13 protein-coding genes are annotated in these 13,916 nt (G+C 42.0%); 8 read left to right on the top strand and 5 right to left on the bottom strand.

Going from position 1 to position 13,916, the window contains the following annotated elements; translation table 11 throughout:
* Positions 1 to 33: 33 nt before the first annotated feature.
* Positions 34 to 1,017 carry a Gfo/Idh/MocA family protein gene (locus NKR21_RS20200; RefSeq protein ID WP_144458318.1) on the bottom strand — a complete coding sequence of 328 codons (984 nt, stop codon included), beginning with the start codon at positions 1,015 to 1,017 and terminating at the stop codon, positions 34 to 36.
* Between the two features lie 144 nt (positions 1,018 to 1,161).
* A complete protein-coding gene (locus NKR21_RS20195; RefSeq protein ID WP_012011790.1) occupies positions 1,162 to 1,521 on the bottom strand; it encodes a MerR family transcriptional regulator in 360 nt (119 codons plus the stop codon).
* A 309-nt stretch (positions 1,522 to 1,830) separates the two neighbouring features.
* Between NKR21_RS20195 and yidA the strand changes: the two genes are divergently transcribed.
* Positions 1,831 to 2,643, top strand: coding sequence for a sugar-phosphatase (gene yidA / locus NKR21_RS20190; protein WP_144458288.1), 813 nt, complete (start codon positions 1,831 to 1,833; stop codon positions 2,641 to 2,643).
* A 65-nt stretch (positions 2,644 to 2,708) separates the two neighbouring features.
* Here yidA and NKR21_RS20185 read toward each other — a convergent pair.
* Positions 2,709 to 3,859 (bottom strand): IS3 family transposase gene (locus tag NKR21_RS20185; protein ID WP_253602559.1). Its coding sequence is split into 2 segments (ribosomal slippage): positions 2,709 to 3,586 and positions 3,586 to 3,859, totalling 1,152 coding nucleotides; the frame shifts between segments, so codons are not numbered across the junction.
* A gap of 192 nt (positions 3,860 to 4,051) precedes the next feature.
* The gene (locus NKR21_RS21315; RefSeq protein ID WP_253602558.1) at positions 4,052 to 4,972 is read right to left on the bottom strand and encodes a helix-turn-helix transcriptional regulator; all 921 of its coding nucleotides are present in this window, start codon (positions 4,970 to 4,972) and stop codon (positions 4,052 to 4,054) included.
* 129 nt (positions 4,973 to 5,101) lie between these two features.
* Between NKR21_RS21315 and NKR21_RS20175 the strand changes: the two genes are divergently transcribed.
* The 3 genes from NKR21_RS20175 to NKR21_RS20165 all read left to right on the top strand — a co-directional run bounded on the left by NKR21_RS20175 (position 5,102) and on the right by NKR21_RS20165 (position 8,419).
* Entirely contained in the window at positions 5,102 to 5,809 is a 708-nt protein-coding gene (locus NKR21_RS20175; RefSeq protein ID WP_144458155.1) for a class I SAM-dependent methyltransferase, read from the top strand.
* Positions 5,806 to 6,903 (top strand): saccharopine dehydrogenase family protein, encoded by a 1,098-nt coding sequence (locus tag NKR21_RS20170; protein ID WP_144458153.1) that lies wholly within the window; start codon positions 5,806 to 5,808, stop codon positions 6,901 to 6,903. Before NKR21_RS20175 ends, NKR21_RS20170 begins: the two co-directional genes overlap by 4 nt.
* Positions 6,904 to 7,171: 268 nt before the next feature.
* Complete coding sequence (locus tag NKR21_RS20165) at positions 7,172 to 8,419, top strand: MFS transporter (RefSeq protein ID WP_254109682.1); 1,248 nt, start codon at positions 7,172 to 7,174, stop codon at positions 8,417 to 8,419.
* Between the two features lie 141 nt (positions 8,420 to 8,560).
* Here the strand turns inward: NKR21_RS20165 and NKR21_RS20160 are convergent, their stop codons facing one another.
* The gene (locus NKR21_RS20160) at positions 8,561 to 10,384 is read right to left on the bottom strand and encodes an acyltransferase family protein (RefSeq protein WP_119125595.1); all 1,824 of its coding nucleotides are present in this window, start codon (positions 10,382 to 10,384) and stop codon (positions 8,561 to 8,563) included.
* A 257-nt stretch (positions 10,385 to 10,641) separates the two neighbouring features.
* On the opposite strand from NKR21_RS20160, the gene NKR21_RS20155 reads away from it, so the two are divergent.
* The 4 genes from NKR21_RS20155 to deoC all read left to right on the top strand — a co-directional run bounded on the left by NKR21_RS20155 (position 10,642) and on the right by deoC (position 13,856).
* A complete protein-coding gene (locus tag NKR21_RS20155) occupies positions 10,642 to 11,103 on the top strand; it encodes a stage III sporulation protein AH (RefSeq protein ID WP_144458149.1) in 462 nt (153 codons plus the stop codon).
* 117 nt (positions 11,104 to 11,220) lie between these two features.
* The gene (locus NKR21_RS20150) at positions 11,221 to 12,096 is read left to right on the top strand and encodes an aldose 1-epimerase family protein (protein WP_144458147.1); all 876 of its coding nucleotides are present in this window, start codon (positions 11,221 to 11,223) and stop codon (positions 12,094 to 12,096) included.
* Between the two features lie 60 nt (positions 12,097 to 12,156).
* A complete protein-coding gene (locus tag NKR21_RS20145; protein WP_144458145.1) occupies positions 12,157 to 13,101 on the top strand; it encodes a DNA-binding transcriptional repressor DeoR in 945 nt (314 codons plus the stop codon).
* Positions 13,102 to 13,184: 83 nt separating this feature from the next.
* Positions 13,185 to 13,856, top strand: coding sequence for a deoxyribose-phosphate aldolase (gene deoC / locus NKR21_RS20140; protein WP_119125591.1), 672 nt, complete (start codon positions 13,185 to 13,187; stop codon positions 13,854 to 13,856).
* Positions 13,857 to 13,916: the final 60 nt, after the last annotated feature.

Below are 13,916 nucleotides of genomic sequence, written 5' to 3'. Positions count from 1 at the left end.
AAACCGCCCTCACATCAGAAGGCGGTTTTTTTATTACAATTGATCTGCTGGGAAAACAATACCTGCATCTTTTCTTGCAGCATCAAGGACTTTCATGACAGAGAGACTTTCATCAAGCCATGCATAGCACTGTTCATGATTTTTTGTTTCAATGATGTGCTGAAAAGCCTCTGCTTCATAAAATAGGCGGTTTGAATTTGTTTGTGCATTGAGTGAGATCACCTGATCATTCACATGGAGCAGCACTTCCTCGCAGCCATTCGCTCCATTTTTTACATGAATGAAGCCTTTTTCTCCTTGAATCAATGCAAAATTCATGCTGCTTGTATCCTTACTTCCGACACTTGTTGCAATGAAATCATTGTAGGTGAAAGTCAAAACACCAGATGTATCTATGCCATTTGGGTGACGGTTTGCTTGGTAGCGAACCTGCTCCGGTGATCCGAAGAGATTCATGATGAAATGGACATTATAGATATTAATATCCATCAATGCTCCTCCTGAGAATTCAGGGTTAAAGACATTTGGCGTTTCGCCGGCTAGCAGTTGATTATATTTGCTTGAATATTGACTATAGTTGCATTGAACCAGTTTGATTTTGCCTAATTGATGAAGGTGTTTTTTGATGAAATGATAGTTTGGCATATGAACGGTCGTAATGGCTTCAAATAGAAGAAGCTGCTTTTCCTTTGCGAGAGCGATTAAGGCTTCCAGCTCTTTGACATTAGAGGTGAAAGGCTTTTCGCAAATCACATGTTTTCCTTTTCTTAATGCAGCCGTGGCATGCTCGCTATGTAATCGATTCGGTGATGCAATATAAACGGCTTCAATGTTTGGATCTTCTAGCATAGCCGTTAAATCTGTATAAGTTGTTTTTACACCAAATTGGTCGGCGAGCTTCTTTGCCGTTGCTTCCTTTCTTGAATAGACGGCATGACAAGAAGCGCCGTCAAGCTGTTCAATTGCTTGCAGGAAGCTTTCCACAATCACACCTGTTCCAATGGTTGCAATGTTCATTCTATTCAAAACCCCTTCCACTTGTTTGATATCAAGTAAAGCTGTCTTTAGTATAACTGATGTTTGCATCGCACGCGCACTTGGCACCTGGGCGGAGAGGGGCGCCAGTGGCAAACACTGGCACATCTTTGGCAGCCCTTACAATTAGCTGATGTTCGCTAATGTTTGTTTAGTTAACAATTGAATGGCAGCTTTCCTCTTCTTTAATTCATGAATGGAGTGTTGAATATCCTCCACTTTTTGTTCGAGCAGCTGTTCAGCTTCTGTCTTTGATTGTTTTTCAAATAACGATTTGATAATTTCGCGAATTTCTTTGAGTGAGAAATCTAGCTTTCTTGCTTCTGTGATAAAGGAAAGCATAAGTACATATTTTTTATCATATAAACGATAGCCGTTATGTGCTCTCTTTGGTTCGGGGAGCACACCCTCATTTTCATAAAAACGAATGGTTTCAATATGCACACCAGACATTTTTGACAATTTACCTCTAGTAAACGTAATCATTCCCTGCACCTCCTTTCTTTGCTATCCATCATACAATTAGAATTGCTAGTTTCAAAATATTCAGCGGTGAACATTTGTTTTCATTTCTCCGTTGGAATAGGGCAGAAACTCTATTTACAGCAGAATGAATAGAATACGATATAATAGAGAAGGCATTTGACAATTTTGTTACAGGTGAGAACAAGTAGACAGCGTGATGAAAAAACGATAGGCTAAAATAGGTAAATAGTAATGATATAACCTGTCATCATCTAGATGATGGCTCAAAATAGTGCAGCACATGTTTTGCTGAGAAAAGGGGACCAGTGAATGTATAAATTAGTTGCAATTGATATGGATGGTACGTTATTAAATGATCAACATATGGTGCCGGATGAGGTGTTTGAAGCCATTCAGCAGGCGAAAGCAGAGGGAGTTAAAATCGTATTATGTACAGGACGGCCGATTGGCGGAGTGCATCGCTATTTAGATGATCTTCAGCTCAATCAAGAGGGAGATTATGTGATTGCCTACAATGGGGCGCTTGTCCAAAACAGTTACACAAATGAAGTGGTGTCAGAACTGACGTTATCCTATGAGGATTTAACTTCTTTATATAAGCTGAGCCGTGAGCTCGATACACCGATGCATTATTTCGATTCCGCTCATTTGTACACACCGAATCGAGATATTAGTGAGTACACAGTACTTGAATCCTATTTAACAAAGCTGCCGCTTAAATATTTACCTGTTGAAGAGGCAGATCCTTCAATGAGACTACCGAAGATGATGTATATTGATCACCCAGAACGGTTGGAAAAAACGATACAAGCCATTCCATCTGAAGTAAAAGACAAGTATATGATGGTGAAAAGCACAGATTTCTTCCTTGAAATCCTGCATCCTGAAGTCAGCAAAGGGAATGCCGTGAAGCTTCTAGCGAAAGAGCTGGGGATTGCTCGTGAAGAGGTCATGGCCATTGGTGACAATGGAAACGACGTATCGATGCTGGAATTTGCGGGATGCGGCGTTGCCATGGGAAATGCCATTGATGATGTCAAAGCAGTAGCAGATGTTGTGACAAAATCCAATAATGAAGCCGGAGTTGCCCATATCCTGCATGAATTAGTTTTAGGAAAATAAACAAAAAGAGCGGTCTACCACTAAGGGGACTGACCCCCGTTTTTGAGACAGGGATCAAAACACCTTTATACAGCCAATTGCCGATAGATTATCGGTGATTGGTTGTTTAGTTTCGTTTGAATACGAATGTTGTTATAATAATAAATGTATTCTTTGACAGTGCGTTCTACGATGGTGGTCGTAGTACGATCAATCCTGTTAAGATAGAACGTTTCAGACTTTAGTGAGGAATGAAACGATTCGATGGAGGCATTATCAGCGGGCGTCCCTTTACGGGACATGCTCATGGTAATGCCTTTTATATGAACAGCTTTCTGATACTCGTAAGATGTATACACAGAACCTTGATCGCTATGTAACACGCAATTCTCAGGCAGTGCTGGGAGCTGATTAAGTGTGTTTAAGATAAAGTCTGTGTCCTGCTTATCACCAATCGTAAAAGCAATCACTTCTCCATTATATAAATCCAATATACTGGAAAGGTACAATTGTTTCTGTCCATAAGGCAAATACGTGATGTCCGTTACTAGTTTTTCAAGAGGGCGATCAGACTGAAAATTCCGATCCAGTATATTACCGGCTACGGCATAAGGCTGCCCATTCTTCTTACGCTTTTTCATTTTAACCCGGCATTGCCACTGGTTTTTCTGCATGATACGTTGAACAGTTTTATGGTTAATACGCATTCTCATTTTTAGTATGGCTGTGATTTTCCGATAACCATATCGATATTTGTGCTTTCGGCACAACGTGCCGACCTGTTTCTCTAGTTGTCTTTTAGAATGAGTCTGAGTCAAATCCTTTTTCCATCTATAATACGAAGTACGTAAGATGCCTAAATGGACACAGATGTCCTGTACCGTCATCGTTTTGCGCAATTCTTCTACGAGTTTGATTGACGTTTCCTTATCAACTTCCTTTCCAATTCGTTGTACTTTTTTAAAACTTCATTCTGTTGACTCAAATAGCGATTTTCTGCCTGTAGTCTCTCTAATTCAGAAGAGTACTCGGGGCCCTTTCCATAGGTATATTGTTTTCCAACAGGTTGTTCGAACCTGTGTGTATCCCCAGCTTTATGCCATCTCACCCATGTCTGAACCTGCGTCTTATTCTTGATATTCAATTCCTGCATGATCTCTTTCATAGGTACGCCTGCCAACCTCATTTCCACAGCCTTCTGTTTGACTTCAACCGGATAACTCACTCTTGTCCCCATAGAAAAAACACCTCCATGATTTATTTCGGATCACAACGATCCGTTTTCAAACTTGAAGGTGTTTTTTATTTGTCTCATCTTATGGGGTCAGTCCCGTTCCAAGGTAGCCGCTTTTTTTATATGTGAGAGAAAAAGTAAACAAGCATCCGTCTGCTGCTCAAATCTGTCTTTTGCAGCATCGCCTTTACGTGATCATGGACGGATAAATAAAGTACTGGCAATTTCCTTTGTAGACTGTCCTTTTAATAAGCAGTCGAGAACGTTCATTTCTCTTTCTGTCAGCTTGTACGTTTTTGCCTCATAAGGAAGAATATCATGGGTTTGAGCTCTCTTGATGTGAATGATCACAGCCTCTTCCTGACCTGCTGCCTGCGCTAATCGAAATGCTTGAAGAGAGAGGAACAACCCCGTAGGCAATCTCGTCATGCTTGCCGCGGTTTGCTCAATATCGCCGTATAAAAGTTTTGCCCCTAATGCCCTAAACGGGCGCGGCATGATCGTTTTGTCATGGATTTGTTCAAAGGCTTGAAACGTCTGAAGCCAATGAAGACCTGTCTCATTTCCATAAAGAAGGTTGTAATCGTGCGAAAGAATGAGGAAGCCTTGTTGCTCCGCCGCCGCGTCTTCTTCCGTATCTCTTTTCTTGAAAAGTTCATCTCTTAGCTTGGCTGCAAGTCTTGGCGTTTGTTCGATGACCGCTTGGATCTCTTTTTCTTGAAAAGGTTGCTTGTCCTTTAGACGATAGAGGCTGGCAATGCCCCAGCATTCCCCTTGGATCACAAGAGCTGCCCGCAATTCATCAGACCATCCATTAGGTAACAAAATGTCTTGGTAGCGCTCACTACTAAGGTATTCTCCGCTTTGGACAAGGCTCGCAGCATGAACGGGGCCTTTGGCTAGCGTTTCATGCTGATGTACGTCCCTTTTTAAAAACTCATTTTGAAACAGCTGGTTATGAATGTCTTCAATCGGTTCATCTGTGAAGGAACCTGTCGAGAGGAGAGTGGCTGGATCAATGGTCGTGATACAGGCTGCATCAAAATCAAGGACGGCAGCAAGTTCGTCCCGAATGTGTTGTCTCAGCTGCTGAAAATGAGTGGCTGGATTGGTCACAGGATCTCCTCCTCAAAAATCCCCACTTTTAGGGATCGTGTTTTCTGTTGTCTCTTTTTACAATAAAGATGTCATATCGTTAGTGTACAGGAAACGATGTAAAGCGGAAAGGAATTGGAGGAGAAGGACATGAAAGAAAACCAGCATTGGCACGATCCCGTGGCTGAGTCATATGCAGCGACGATTGCCTATAAAGTACCCGGTTATCAGTTATTGCATGAGTTGACAATAGATGTACTAGAAACTGAATTAAAGGGAGCGGCTTCCCGCATCCTGACTGTTGGAGCGGGTGGGGGCGAAGAGATCATCAACATGTTACAAAGAAAAGGAGATTGGCACATCACTGGGGTCGATCCGTCTCCTTCTATGCTGGACATGGCGAAACAGCGGGTGGCACAGCTAGAAAAGGAGGCGCGTGTCACATGGCATGAGGCCTCATTAGATACGGTTTCAGCTGAACCTGTTTACGATGCAGCGGTGAGCTTGCTTGTTATTCATTTTATAGAAAAGCGTCAGCTCTTTTTAGAGGAGGTTGCCCTTAGGCTTCAACCAGATGCGCCGTTTATGTTGGCATTTATACAGGGCGAGATGAAGTCCCATGCATTTCAACAGGAGCTTCACATGCTTTCTCTGTTCATGCAGCGACAAGGCTTAGAAAAAGATGTGTTTACGTCCTTTAAAAACATGCTGGGACACACGACACACCCTGTTCCCGAGGAAGAAATAAAAGAGCATTTAATCAAAGCAGGATTTAAAGACATCAGACCTTACTTTCAGGCAGGAATGATCAAAGGTCTTGTTTGCAAGCGAGGTCGTAGAGAGGCGGATGAGAAATGAGAACACAGGTGATGGTGATAGGCGGATATGGACATGTTGGACAACAAATATGTCTTCAGCTAAGCGAAGTGTACCCCGGACAAATTGTTGCGGCAGGCAGAAGCTATGAGAAGGCAGTGAAGTTTTCACGCCAGACAAAAGGGAAGGTTCTTCCCTATCAATTAGATGTGAGTGAGCCGTTATTTTCGGACTGGATGGATCAAACAAGGCTGGTAATTATGTGCCTTGATCAAGAAGACCCGTCATTTGCTGAAACAGTTCTCCGGTCAGGTATTGATTATATAGATATCTCTGCAAAAGGAGCGTACATGGAACAGGTGGCAAAGCTGGATCAGCAGCACATCGGTGCAACGGCTTTACTCAGTGTCGGGCTTGCGCCTGGCCTTACGAATTTATTGGCAGCGAAAGCATCATCTATGCTCTCAACAGTGGATCAAATAGATATAGGGATTATGCTTGGATTGGGTGATCAGCATGGGAAAGCCGCCATTGAATGGACGCTTGACAATGTCCATACTAACTATATGCTTACTGAGCATCATCAACGTAAAAGAGTCAAAAGCTTTACTGGAGGCAAGCGTATAGATTTTGGGGTGAAACTTGGAAAGAGGCAAGCCTATCAGTTCTCTTTCTCTGATCAGCAGACATTGCCTACGACGCTCAGCGTGCCTTCTGTGACGACAAGGCTTTGTTTTGATTCTCGCGTGGCAACTCGGGCATTTGCCTTCACAAGGAGCCTTGGAATGACGTCACTTCTCACTGTTCCGAAAATCAAGGAAAGAGCCATTTCCATGATTCAATCGGCTCAAATGGGAACAGATCAATATGCAGTGAAAGTGGAGGCGACAGGGATGGAGAGGAACAAGGTTCATCAAGCAGCGCTTGGAATAAAAGGGCATGATGAGTCTCAAGCCACAGCTCAAGTCGCCTCTGCTGCAGCACTGCATTTATTGAGCAGGAGTTTTGAGACAGGTGTGTTTCATATCGAACAATTATTTTCATTAGCGTATGAAAATGGTAATTTTGCGTTGGTGGATCAAAAAACGAAGGAAAAGCGTGTGTTAGCGCTGAAAGCCAGCCTTTTAACGGCATAAAAGAAGACTAGCAGGTTGCTAGTCTGGGTAACGAGATGAAAACATCTTCACTCTAAGATATGCGTCAGTTCAAAAGAATAGATCAGTCATGTGGCAGCTTTATTCATGTTCTCCTTGAAAAATAAGTTGTCCTCAATGTAAATGGCCGAGAGTGAAAAAGATTCGAATCGAGGATTGTAGGCTGAAAGGCTGAACTGATATAATGGTTACATTTTGCAAATAAATCTCAAGTGGGTGTTTACAAGTGTTAGATACAGAACAAGATGTAATGAAGAATTATATAGATTCACCTCAAAAATTGAAAAAATTATTTAAACGAGTATTGTTCGTTGTCAGTCTATCGCAAATATTTGGAGGGGCTGGTATAGCTGCAGGAATTACGGTAGGTGCACTTTTAGCTCAACAAATGCTTGGAACTGAAGCCTATGCAGGAGTCCCAATCGCTTTATTTACTTTGGGGTCAGCTGGGTCAGCTTTCATTGTAGGAAAGCTTTCGCAACGTTATGGACGGCGCATCGGTTTATCGGCAGGTTTTGTTGCTGGAGGGCTAGGAGCAATTGGTGTAGTGATTGCAGCTATGATGAATAGTGTCATTTTACTATTCGCATCGCTCTTCATTTACGGCGCAGGAACAGCTACAAATTTACAAGCTCGTTATGCTGGGACTGACTTAGCGAATTCTAAACAACGTGCAACTGCAATTAGTATGACAATGGTCATGACAACATTTGGAGCAGTAGCAGGTCCGAATTTAGTTGAAATGATGGGGGAATTAGCAGTATCAATTGGTGTTCCAGCACTTGCGGGTCCCTTTATTTTATCAGCAGCAGCATTTATTGTAGCAGGTCTTGTCCTTTTTATTCTGCTGCGTCCTGATCCGTTAGTCATTGCTCAAAAAATAGCAATTTACAAAGCAGAGCATGGGCATGGAAATCAACGAGATTCTGCTGATCAAAAAATAGATAGAAAAGGGCTTACAGTAGGTGCCACGGTTATGATCTTAACTCAAATCGTCATGGTTGCACTCATGACTATGACACCGGTGCATATGCAGCATCATGGTCATGGATTAGCCGAAGTGGGCATTGTGATTGGTTTTCATATAGGTGCGATGTATCTTCCTTCACCTATCACGGGTGTACTTGTAGATAAACTAGGACGAACAGCTATGAGCATAGCGTCGGGCATCACATTGTTACTTGCTGGTTTATTAGCAGCATTCGCACCAAGTGATTCAATGATTCTATTAATCATTGCTCTGTCTTTACTTGGATTGGGATGGAACTTTGGTTTAATTAGTGGTACTGCTCAAATAGTTGATTCTACAGAACCATCAACCCGGGCAAAAACCCAAGGAACACTCGATGTTTTTGTTGCGTTAGCAGGTGCTTCTGGCGGCGCTCTTTCAGGAATGATCGTTGCGAATACGAGTTATGCTGCATTATCTTTAAGCGGAGGAATTTTATCGTTAATTCTCATACCCGTCATAGTTTGGTCTTTTAAAAGTAAAACATAATGCAGCTCCGAGCTGCAGATGCTCCTGCAATCCATCACAAAAAAAGACATGCCCCGAATCATCATGGGAAAGCATGTCTTTTTTAATTTTCTATTATTAGTAGAGCAATTGCACAAATTGCTTCACAGGATGCTAGTCTTCTTATGATGAAGATGACACATCTCCTTTTTTCTTGATACTCGCTGTAATGAGCTGTGTCAATGTGTCAGAGCCTTTAGTTGAAAGGTGAACACCATCAGGCTGAAAATAAGATGGCTGTCCGGTAGCGGCTGAATGCCAATCGACTAGGGTCACATTGGCATGTTGATCGGCCACTCGCTGAATGACTGCATTCACATCATTTTCCCAAGACCTTGGGACTCTTGTGTTCACAAGGAAAATATGCGCCTTTGAAAATTGCTGAATGAATGCTGTCAATGTGCCCTCAGTAAAATAGCCATTCGTGCCAAGCTCAATGATAACAGCGGCATTAGATTGATTAAATGAAGCATACTGAGGAGCGATGCTGACGGCTTCGTTCATTTGTCTGCCAACCTTTGCATCGATAGTGACTTGTGCATATGCCTTTTCAAGATTCGTTGCTATGTCTAGCATGACGGAATCACCAATAGCAAGAATTTGGTGAAACTGCTTCTGATCTGCTGTTTTCTTCTCGTGTTTTTCTTTCTTTTTCTTCGTTTTTGATTCCGTAGAGTCGCCTGCTTTTTTCGGTGCCGTCTTAATTTGTGTCACTTCCTTGGCATGTGGAGACGTATGAGATGAGCTGGACATGCCAATGGTAAATAAAATGATAAGAGCCGCAGTGATTCCAAGGAACACTTTATGAGACGTAGACCATTGTTTGTATCCCTTTTTCCAAATAGACCAAGAGGCAAAATATTGTTTGAAGCCAAGCCGGCGAATCGGCTGCTCGATGAAGCGGTAAGAAGCCTCTGCAATGAGTAAAATGGCAATGATCTGCAATGCGACACGTCCCATAGAAGGCTGTCCAATTTCAATGACAGGGGTGGTCAGCACGATGATGGGATAATGCCACAGGTAAATACCATAAGAACGCTTTCCAAGCCAGACGAGTGGCTGATAGGAGAGCCATTTTCCTAGTAGGCTTGCAGGGTGGCAGATGCACGCAATTAAAATGGCTGCATTCAGACAGAATAAAAGCATGCCGCCTTGATAGAGAAAGCCGTCAAATTCGTCCACTGCATAAACACATAGAAGAAAAACTGCAAACGATCCAAAACCAGCGATATGTAAAATACGCCTGCCAACAGGAAGTAGCTTTTTGCTGGACAGTCTTTGCATGGGCCATACAAATGCTAGGCTGCACCCAATCAGAAGCGCAAATGCACGAGTATCTGTTCCATAATAAACCCTACTTGGGTCCATATCTGGTGAATAAAGAATCGCCATCCATAAGGCGGAGACAAGCGCAAGGCCAAAGGTGATCATTGGCAGGTGGGATCTATTTTTTACCCATTTTAGCCCTGCAATCAATAGTACTGGCCAAATGATATAAAATTGCTCTTCGATCGCCAAAGACCATAAATTTTTCAGTGGAGATACAGCATTGAAGCTATCAAAATAAGACAGCTGATGGAAAATGTACCACCAGTTACTGACATAAAAAAAGGACGATAAGGCATCGCCACGAATGGACAAAAGTGCATTCGAACCCGCAATCGCACACCAGCTGACGGTTAAGAAAATCATCACGTATGCAGCTGGAAGGAGCCTTCTGATCCGGCCCATCCAAAATGGCAAAAGCTCTTGATAGCCCAAATCCTGTTTATGTAACAAGATCGTCGTAATCAAGTAACCAGAGATCACAAAAAACAAATCAACGCCAAGAAACCCGCCGCTCGCAGGTCCAATATGTAAGTGATAAGCAATGACCGCCAATACAGCAATGGCTCTTAGCCCATCTAATCCTAATATATAACGTAAACGATTCTCCTTGCTGTTCATGAAAATGAATCCCCCATTAATGACAAGCATCTTTACTTAAATTAAGAAAACTAATAGATAGTATATATAATAGACGTGTATCCATAGCATTTAGTTTGATTTTTTTAATAAAATTTTAAGATAAACGGAAAAATATATCACTTTATTATATTATTACATCAATATAAAATGGAAGTTATTGAATTCATCAATTGAGAGACACTGGGGCACATAAGTTACGTAAAACTTAGTAGGCGTTCGGATATAGGAGGGTTTTGATGTTTGTTTTAAATCGTCAACCAAAAAAGAAGGAATACAATGCGCTCATCGATTTATGTTGTGAAGTATGTGATGAATTCCAATTAGTTTTTAGAAAAGATTTAGCTGATTTTGATGATTATCGTGAAATTCTAAATAAACTTTCACCATCTCTTAAAGAAATGAAGGAAGAGTCTGAGTGGGCTACTACGATTCTAGGAGATGGTCAAACAGCTTATGTTTATTATTATTATGCCAATGAACACACAAAAAATTTGTTAAAAGAACTTTCGAACTCTCTATACGGGTGGGTTCACCCTAATTTACTGGAGGATTTATCATTCTTCAAAAATGGAAAAGAGTGGATGGTTTCAAGCTCACATGAAGAGGAGAGCTATATTTTTCCTGAAAACGAAGAAGAAATTGAGAGTTTAAAACAAATCAAAGGTCTTAAATGGACTATACAAGAAGATGATGAATAAGTTATTTTAAAGGCTTTCCCCTAGAAGGGAGAAGTCTTTTTTATTATAAATAACTCTTTTATACTCAAAACCAAAATCCCTGTCATAATAAAAGAAGATGGAAAGGGGATGTGTGAAATGAGAAGACTTGAAAATAATCATTTATTGATTCAGATCAATGAGAGAGGTGCCGAGGTCAGAGAGGTGCTTCATAAGGAAAGTGGACGTCAATATATGTGGTCTGGCGATCCTGCATACTGGGGCAGGGTGTCGCCTGTCTTATTCCCGATTGTTGGGCGATTAAAGAATGACCAATATAAGATAGATGGTCAAACCTATGAGCTCACGCAGCATGGATTCTTGCGTGATGTTGATTTTGATGTACATGAAGAAACGAAACATACAGTGACTTTTCAATATGAATCAAAAGGTCGTCATATCGAGCAGTATCCTTATGAATTTACCGCCCGTATTCGATACGAGCTGTCGGAAAATGGTCTGATGATTTCCTGGGAAATTGATTATGCTGGAGATGACACGATGTATTTCTCTATTGGAGGTCACCCCGCATTTCGAGTCCCGCTTGTTGAAGGAGAACGTACAGCGGATTATACCCTGACATTGACGCCTTCTACTGAGCATCTTCCTGTCCAATATGAACTGAAAAATTCACTTATCAGGGAGAAAGAAAAAGGGATTCAGTTTGAACCGATTCAGCTTCGACCAGAGCTTTTTCAGCATGATGCGATGATCTTTCGTCATATCAATCGAGTGTCATTGACGTCTCAGGCAGGTCACGGGGTTGAGGTTGATCTCACTGGTTTTCCGTTCGTTGGCATTTGGTCACCTTATGATCAAGAAAAAGGCACAATGGCTCCTTTTGTTTGTATTGAGCCTTGGTACGGTATTGCCGATGTTGAAGGGACGAATGGACAATACAAGGAAAAGTTTGGTATTCAAACTTTAGGGAAGAATGAGACGTTCCAAGCCGCCTATACGATTTTCTTCAAATGAACATTTGTGCATGATGAGTTGAACAATTTGTTATGATAGAAGAAAAAAGGAGGCGTACGAATGGATCGGGAGAAACAACAACTGAGTATTGAAGCGGCAAGGCTATATTATTTATCGGATTACAGCCAGCAGGAAATTGCCAAACAGCTCGACCTGTCGAGACCAACTGTATCTCGGCTGCTTCAATATGCGAAGGAGAAGGGGTACGTCCAGATAACGGTAATGGACCCGTTTGAAGATTTGAATGAGTTGTCCTCATTGCTCAAGGGAAAATATGACCTGCTCGAAGCTCATGTGGTGTTTTCGCCAAAAGATGATTATCCAACGATCACCGAATACTTGAGCCAATTTGGTGCTGAGTACTTGCAAAGCACAGTAAAAGACGGTGATATCGTTGGTGTGAGCTGGGGAACCACTATGTATCAAATTGCTCAAAAGATGCAACCTAAACAGGTCAAAGGTGTAGAGGTTGTCCAGCTGAAGGGTGGGATTAGCCACTCCCATGTGAATACATATTCTGCGGAAACCATCCAGCTGTTTGCAGAGGCCTTTCAAACAGCACCGCGCTATTTGCCGCTTCCTGTTGTATTTGATAGTGCTGCCGTCAAGGAGATGGTTGAACAGGACAGACATATTCAGCGCATCATTGAAATGGGCAAACAGGCGAATATTGCTGTGTTCACTGTTGGAACGGTAAGAGATGAAGCCCTTTTGTTTAGACTTGGTTACTTCCGCGAAGAAGAAAAAGCACTGCTCAAAGCATCCAGCGTCGGAGACATCTGCTCGCGCTTTTATGATCAAGAAGGAAAAATTTGCAGTGAAGCGATTAACAACCGTACGATTGGCGTGGAGCTTAATGATTTAAGGACAAAAGAACGTTCTATTCTTGTTGCTGGCGGACATCGCAAGGTAGCTTCTATCCACGGGGCACTAAGAGGAAAATATGCGAACGTCTTGATTATTGATCAGCATACAGCAAAGGCTCTTTTAAATGTCACAAAATAGATGAACAAAATTTCATAACTGTGTTTACAATTGTTCATAGGTCATATATGATGAAAGTATCATAATTAAAAGGAAGTGTAAGCATGACGATAGCAAAGCTCATTGATCATACAGCACTAAAACCAGATACATCGAAAGCTGCAATTATGCAGTTACTTGAAGAAGCAAAGACTCATCAGTTTGCATCCGTATGTGTGAATCCAACATGGGTATCTCTTGCGGCGAAAGAACTAGCAGGAACAGGCGTTGACGTTTGTACAGTCATCGGTTTCCCGCTAGGTGCAAACACAACAGCAGTGAAAGCATTCGAAACAAAGGATGCCATCGAGAATGGTGCAACTGAAGTGGACATGGTTATCAATATTGCGGCATTGAAAGACGGCGAATATGATGCAGTTGAGCAAGATATTCGTGCAGTTGTAGACGCGGCAAAAGGGAAAGCACTTGTGAAAGTTATTATTGAAGCGTGCTTACTCACAGATGAAGAGAAAGTCAAAGCTTGTGAGCTTTCAGTGAAAGCTGGCGCTGATTTTGTGAAAACATCGACTGGATTTAGTACAGGCGGTGCCACTGCTGAGGACATCGCATTAATGCGTAAAACAGTAGGGCCTGACATCGGTGTGAAAGCATCCGGCGGTGTGAGAACAAAAGAAGATGTTGAGGCAATGCTAGCTGCAGGCGCTACCCGAATTGGTGCGAGTGCAGGCGTTTCTATTATCAAAGGGGATCAATCAGCTCCTTCGAAAGACTATTAATTCATACGATCCTATGGTAGGATAACATTCGTGACTCATAAATGATGAAAAAGTCATATG

The sequence above is a fragment of the Bacillus sp. 1735sda2 genome (genome assembly GCF_024159245.1).
In the GTDB taxonomy this organism is placed as follows: Bacteria; Bacillota; Bacilli; order Bacillales; family Bacillaceae; genus Bacillus; species Bacillus pumilus_O.
This window is presented reverse-complemented; position numbering and strand designations above follow the sequence as displayed.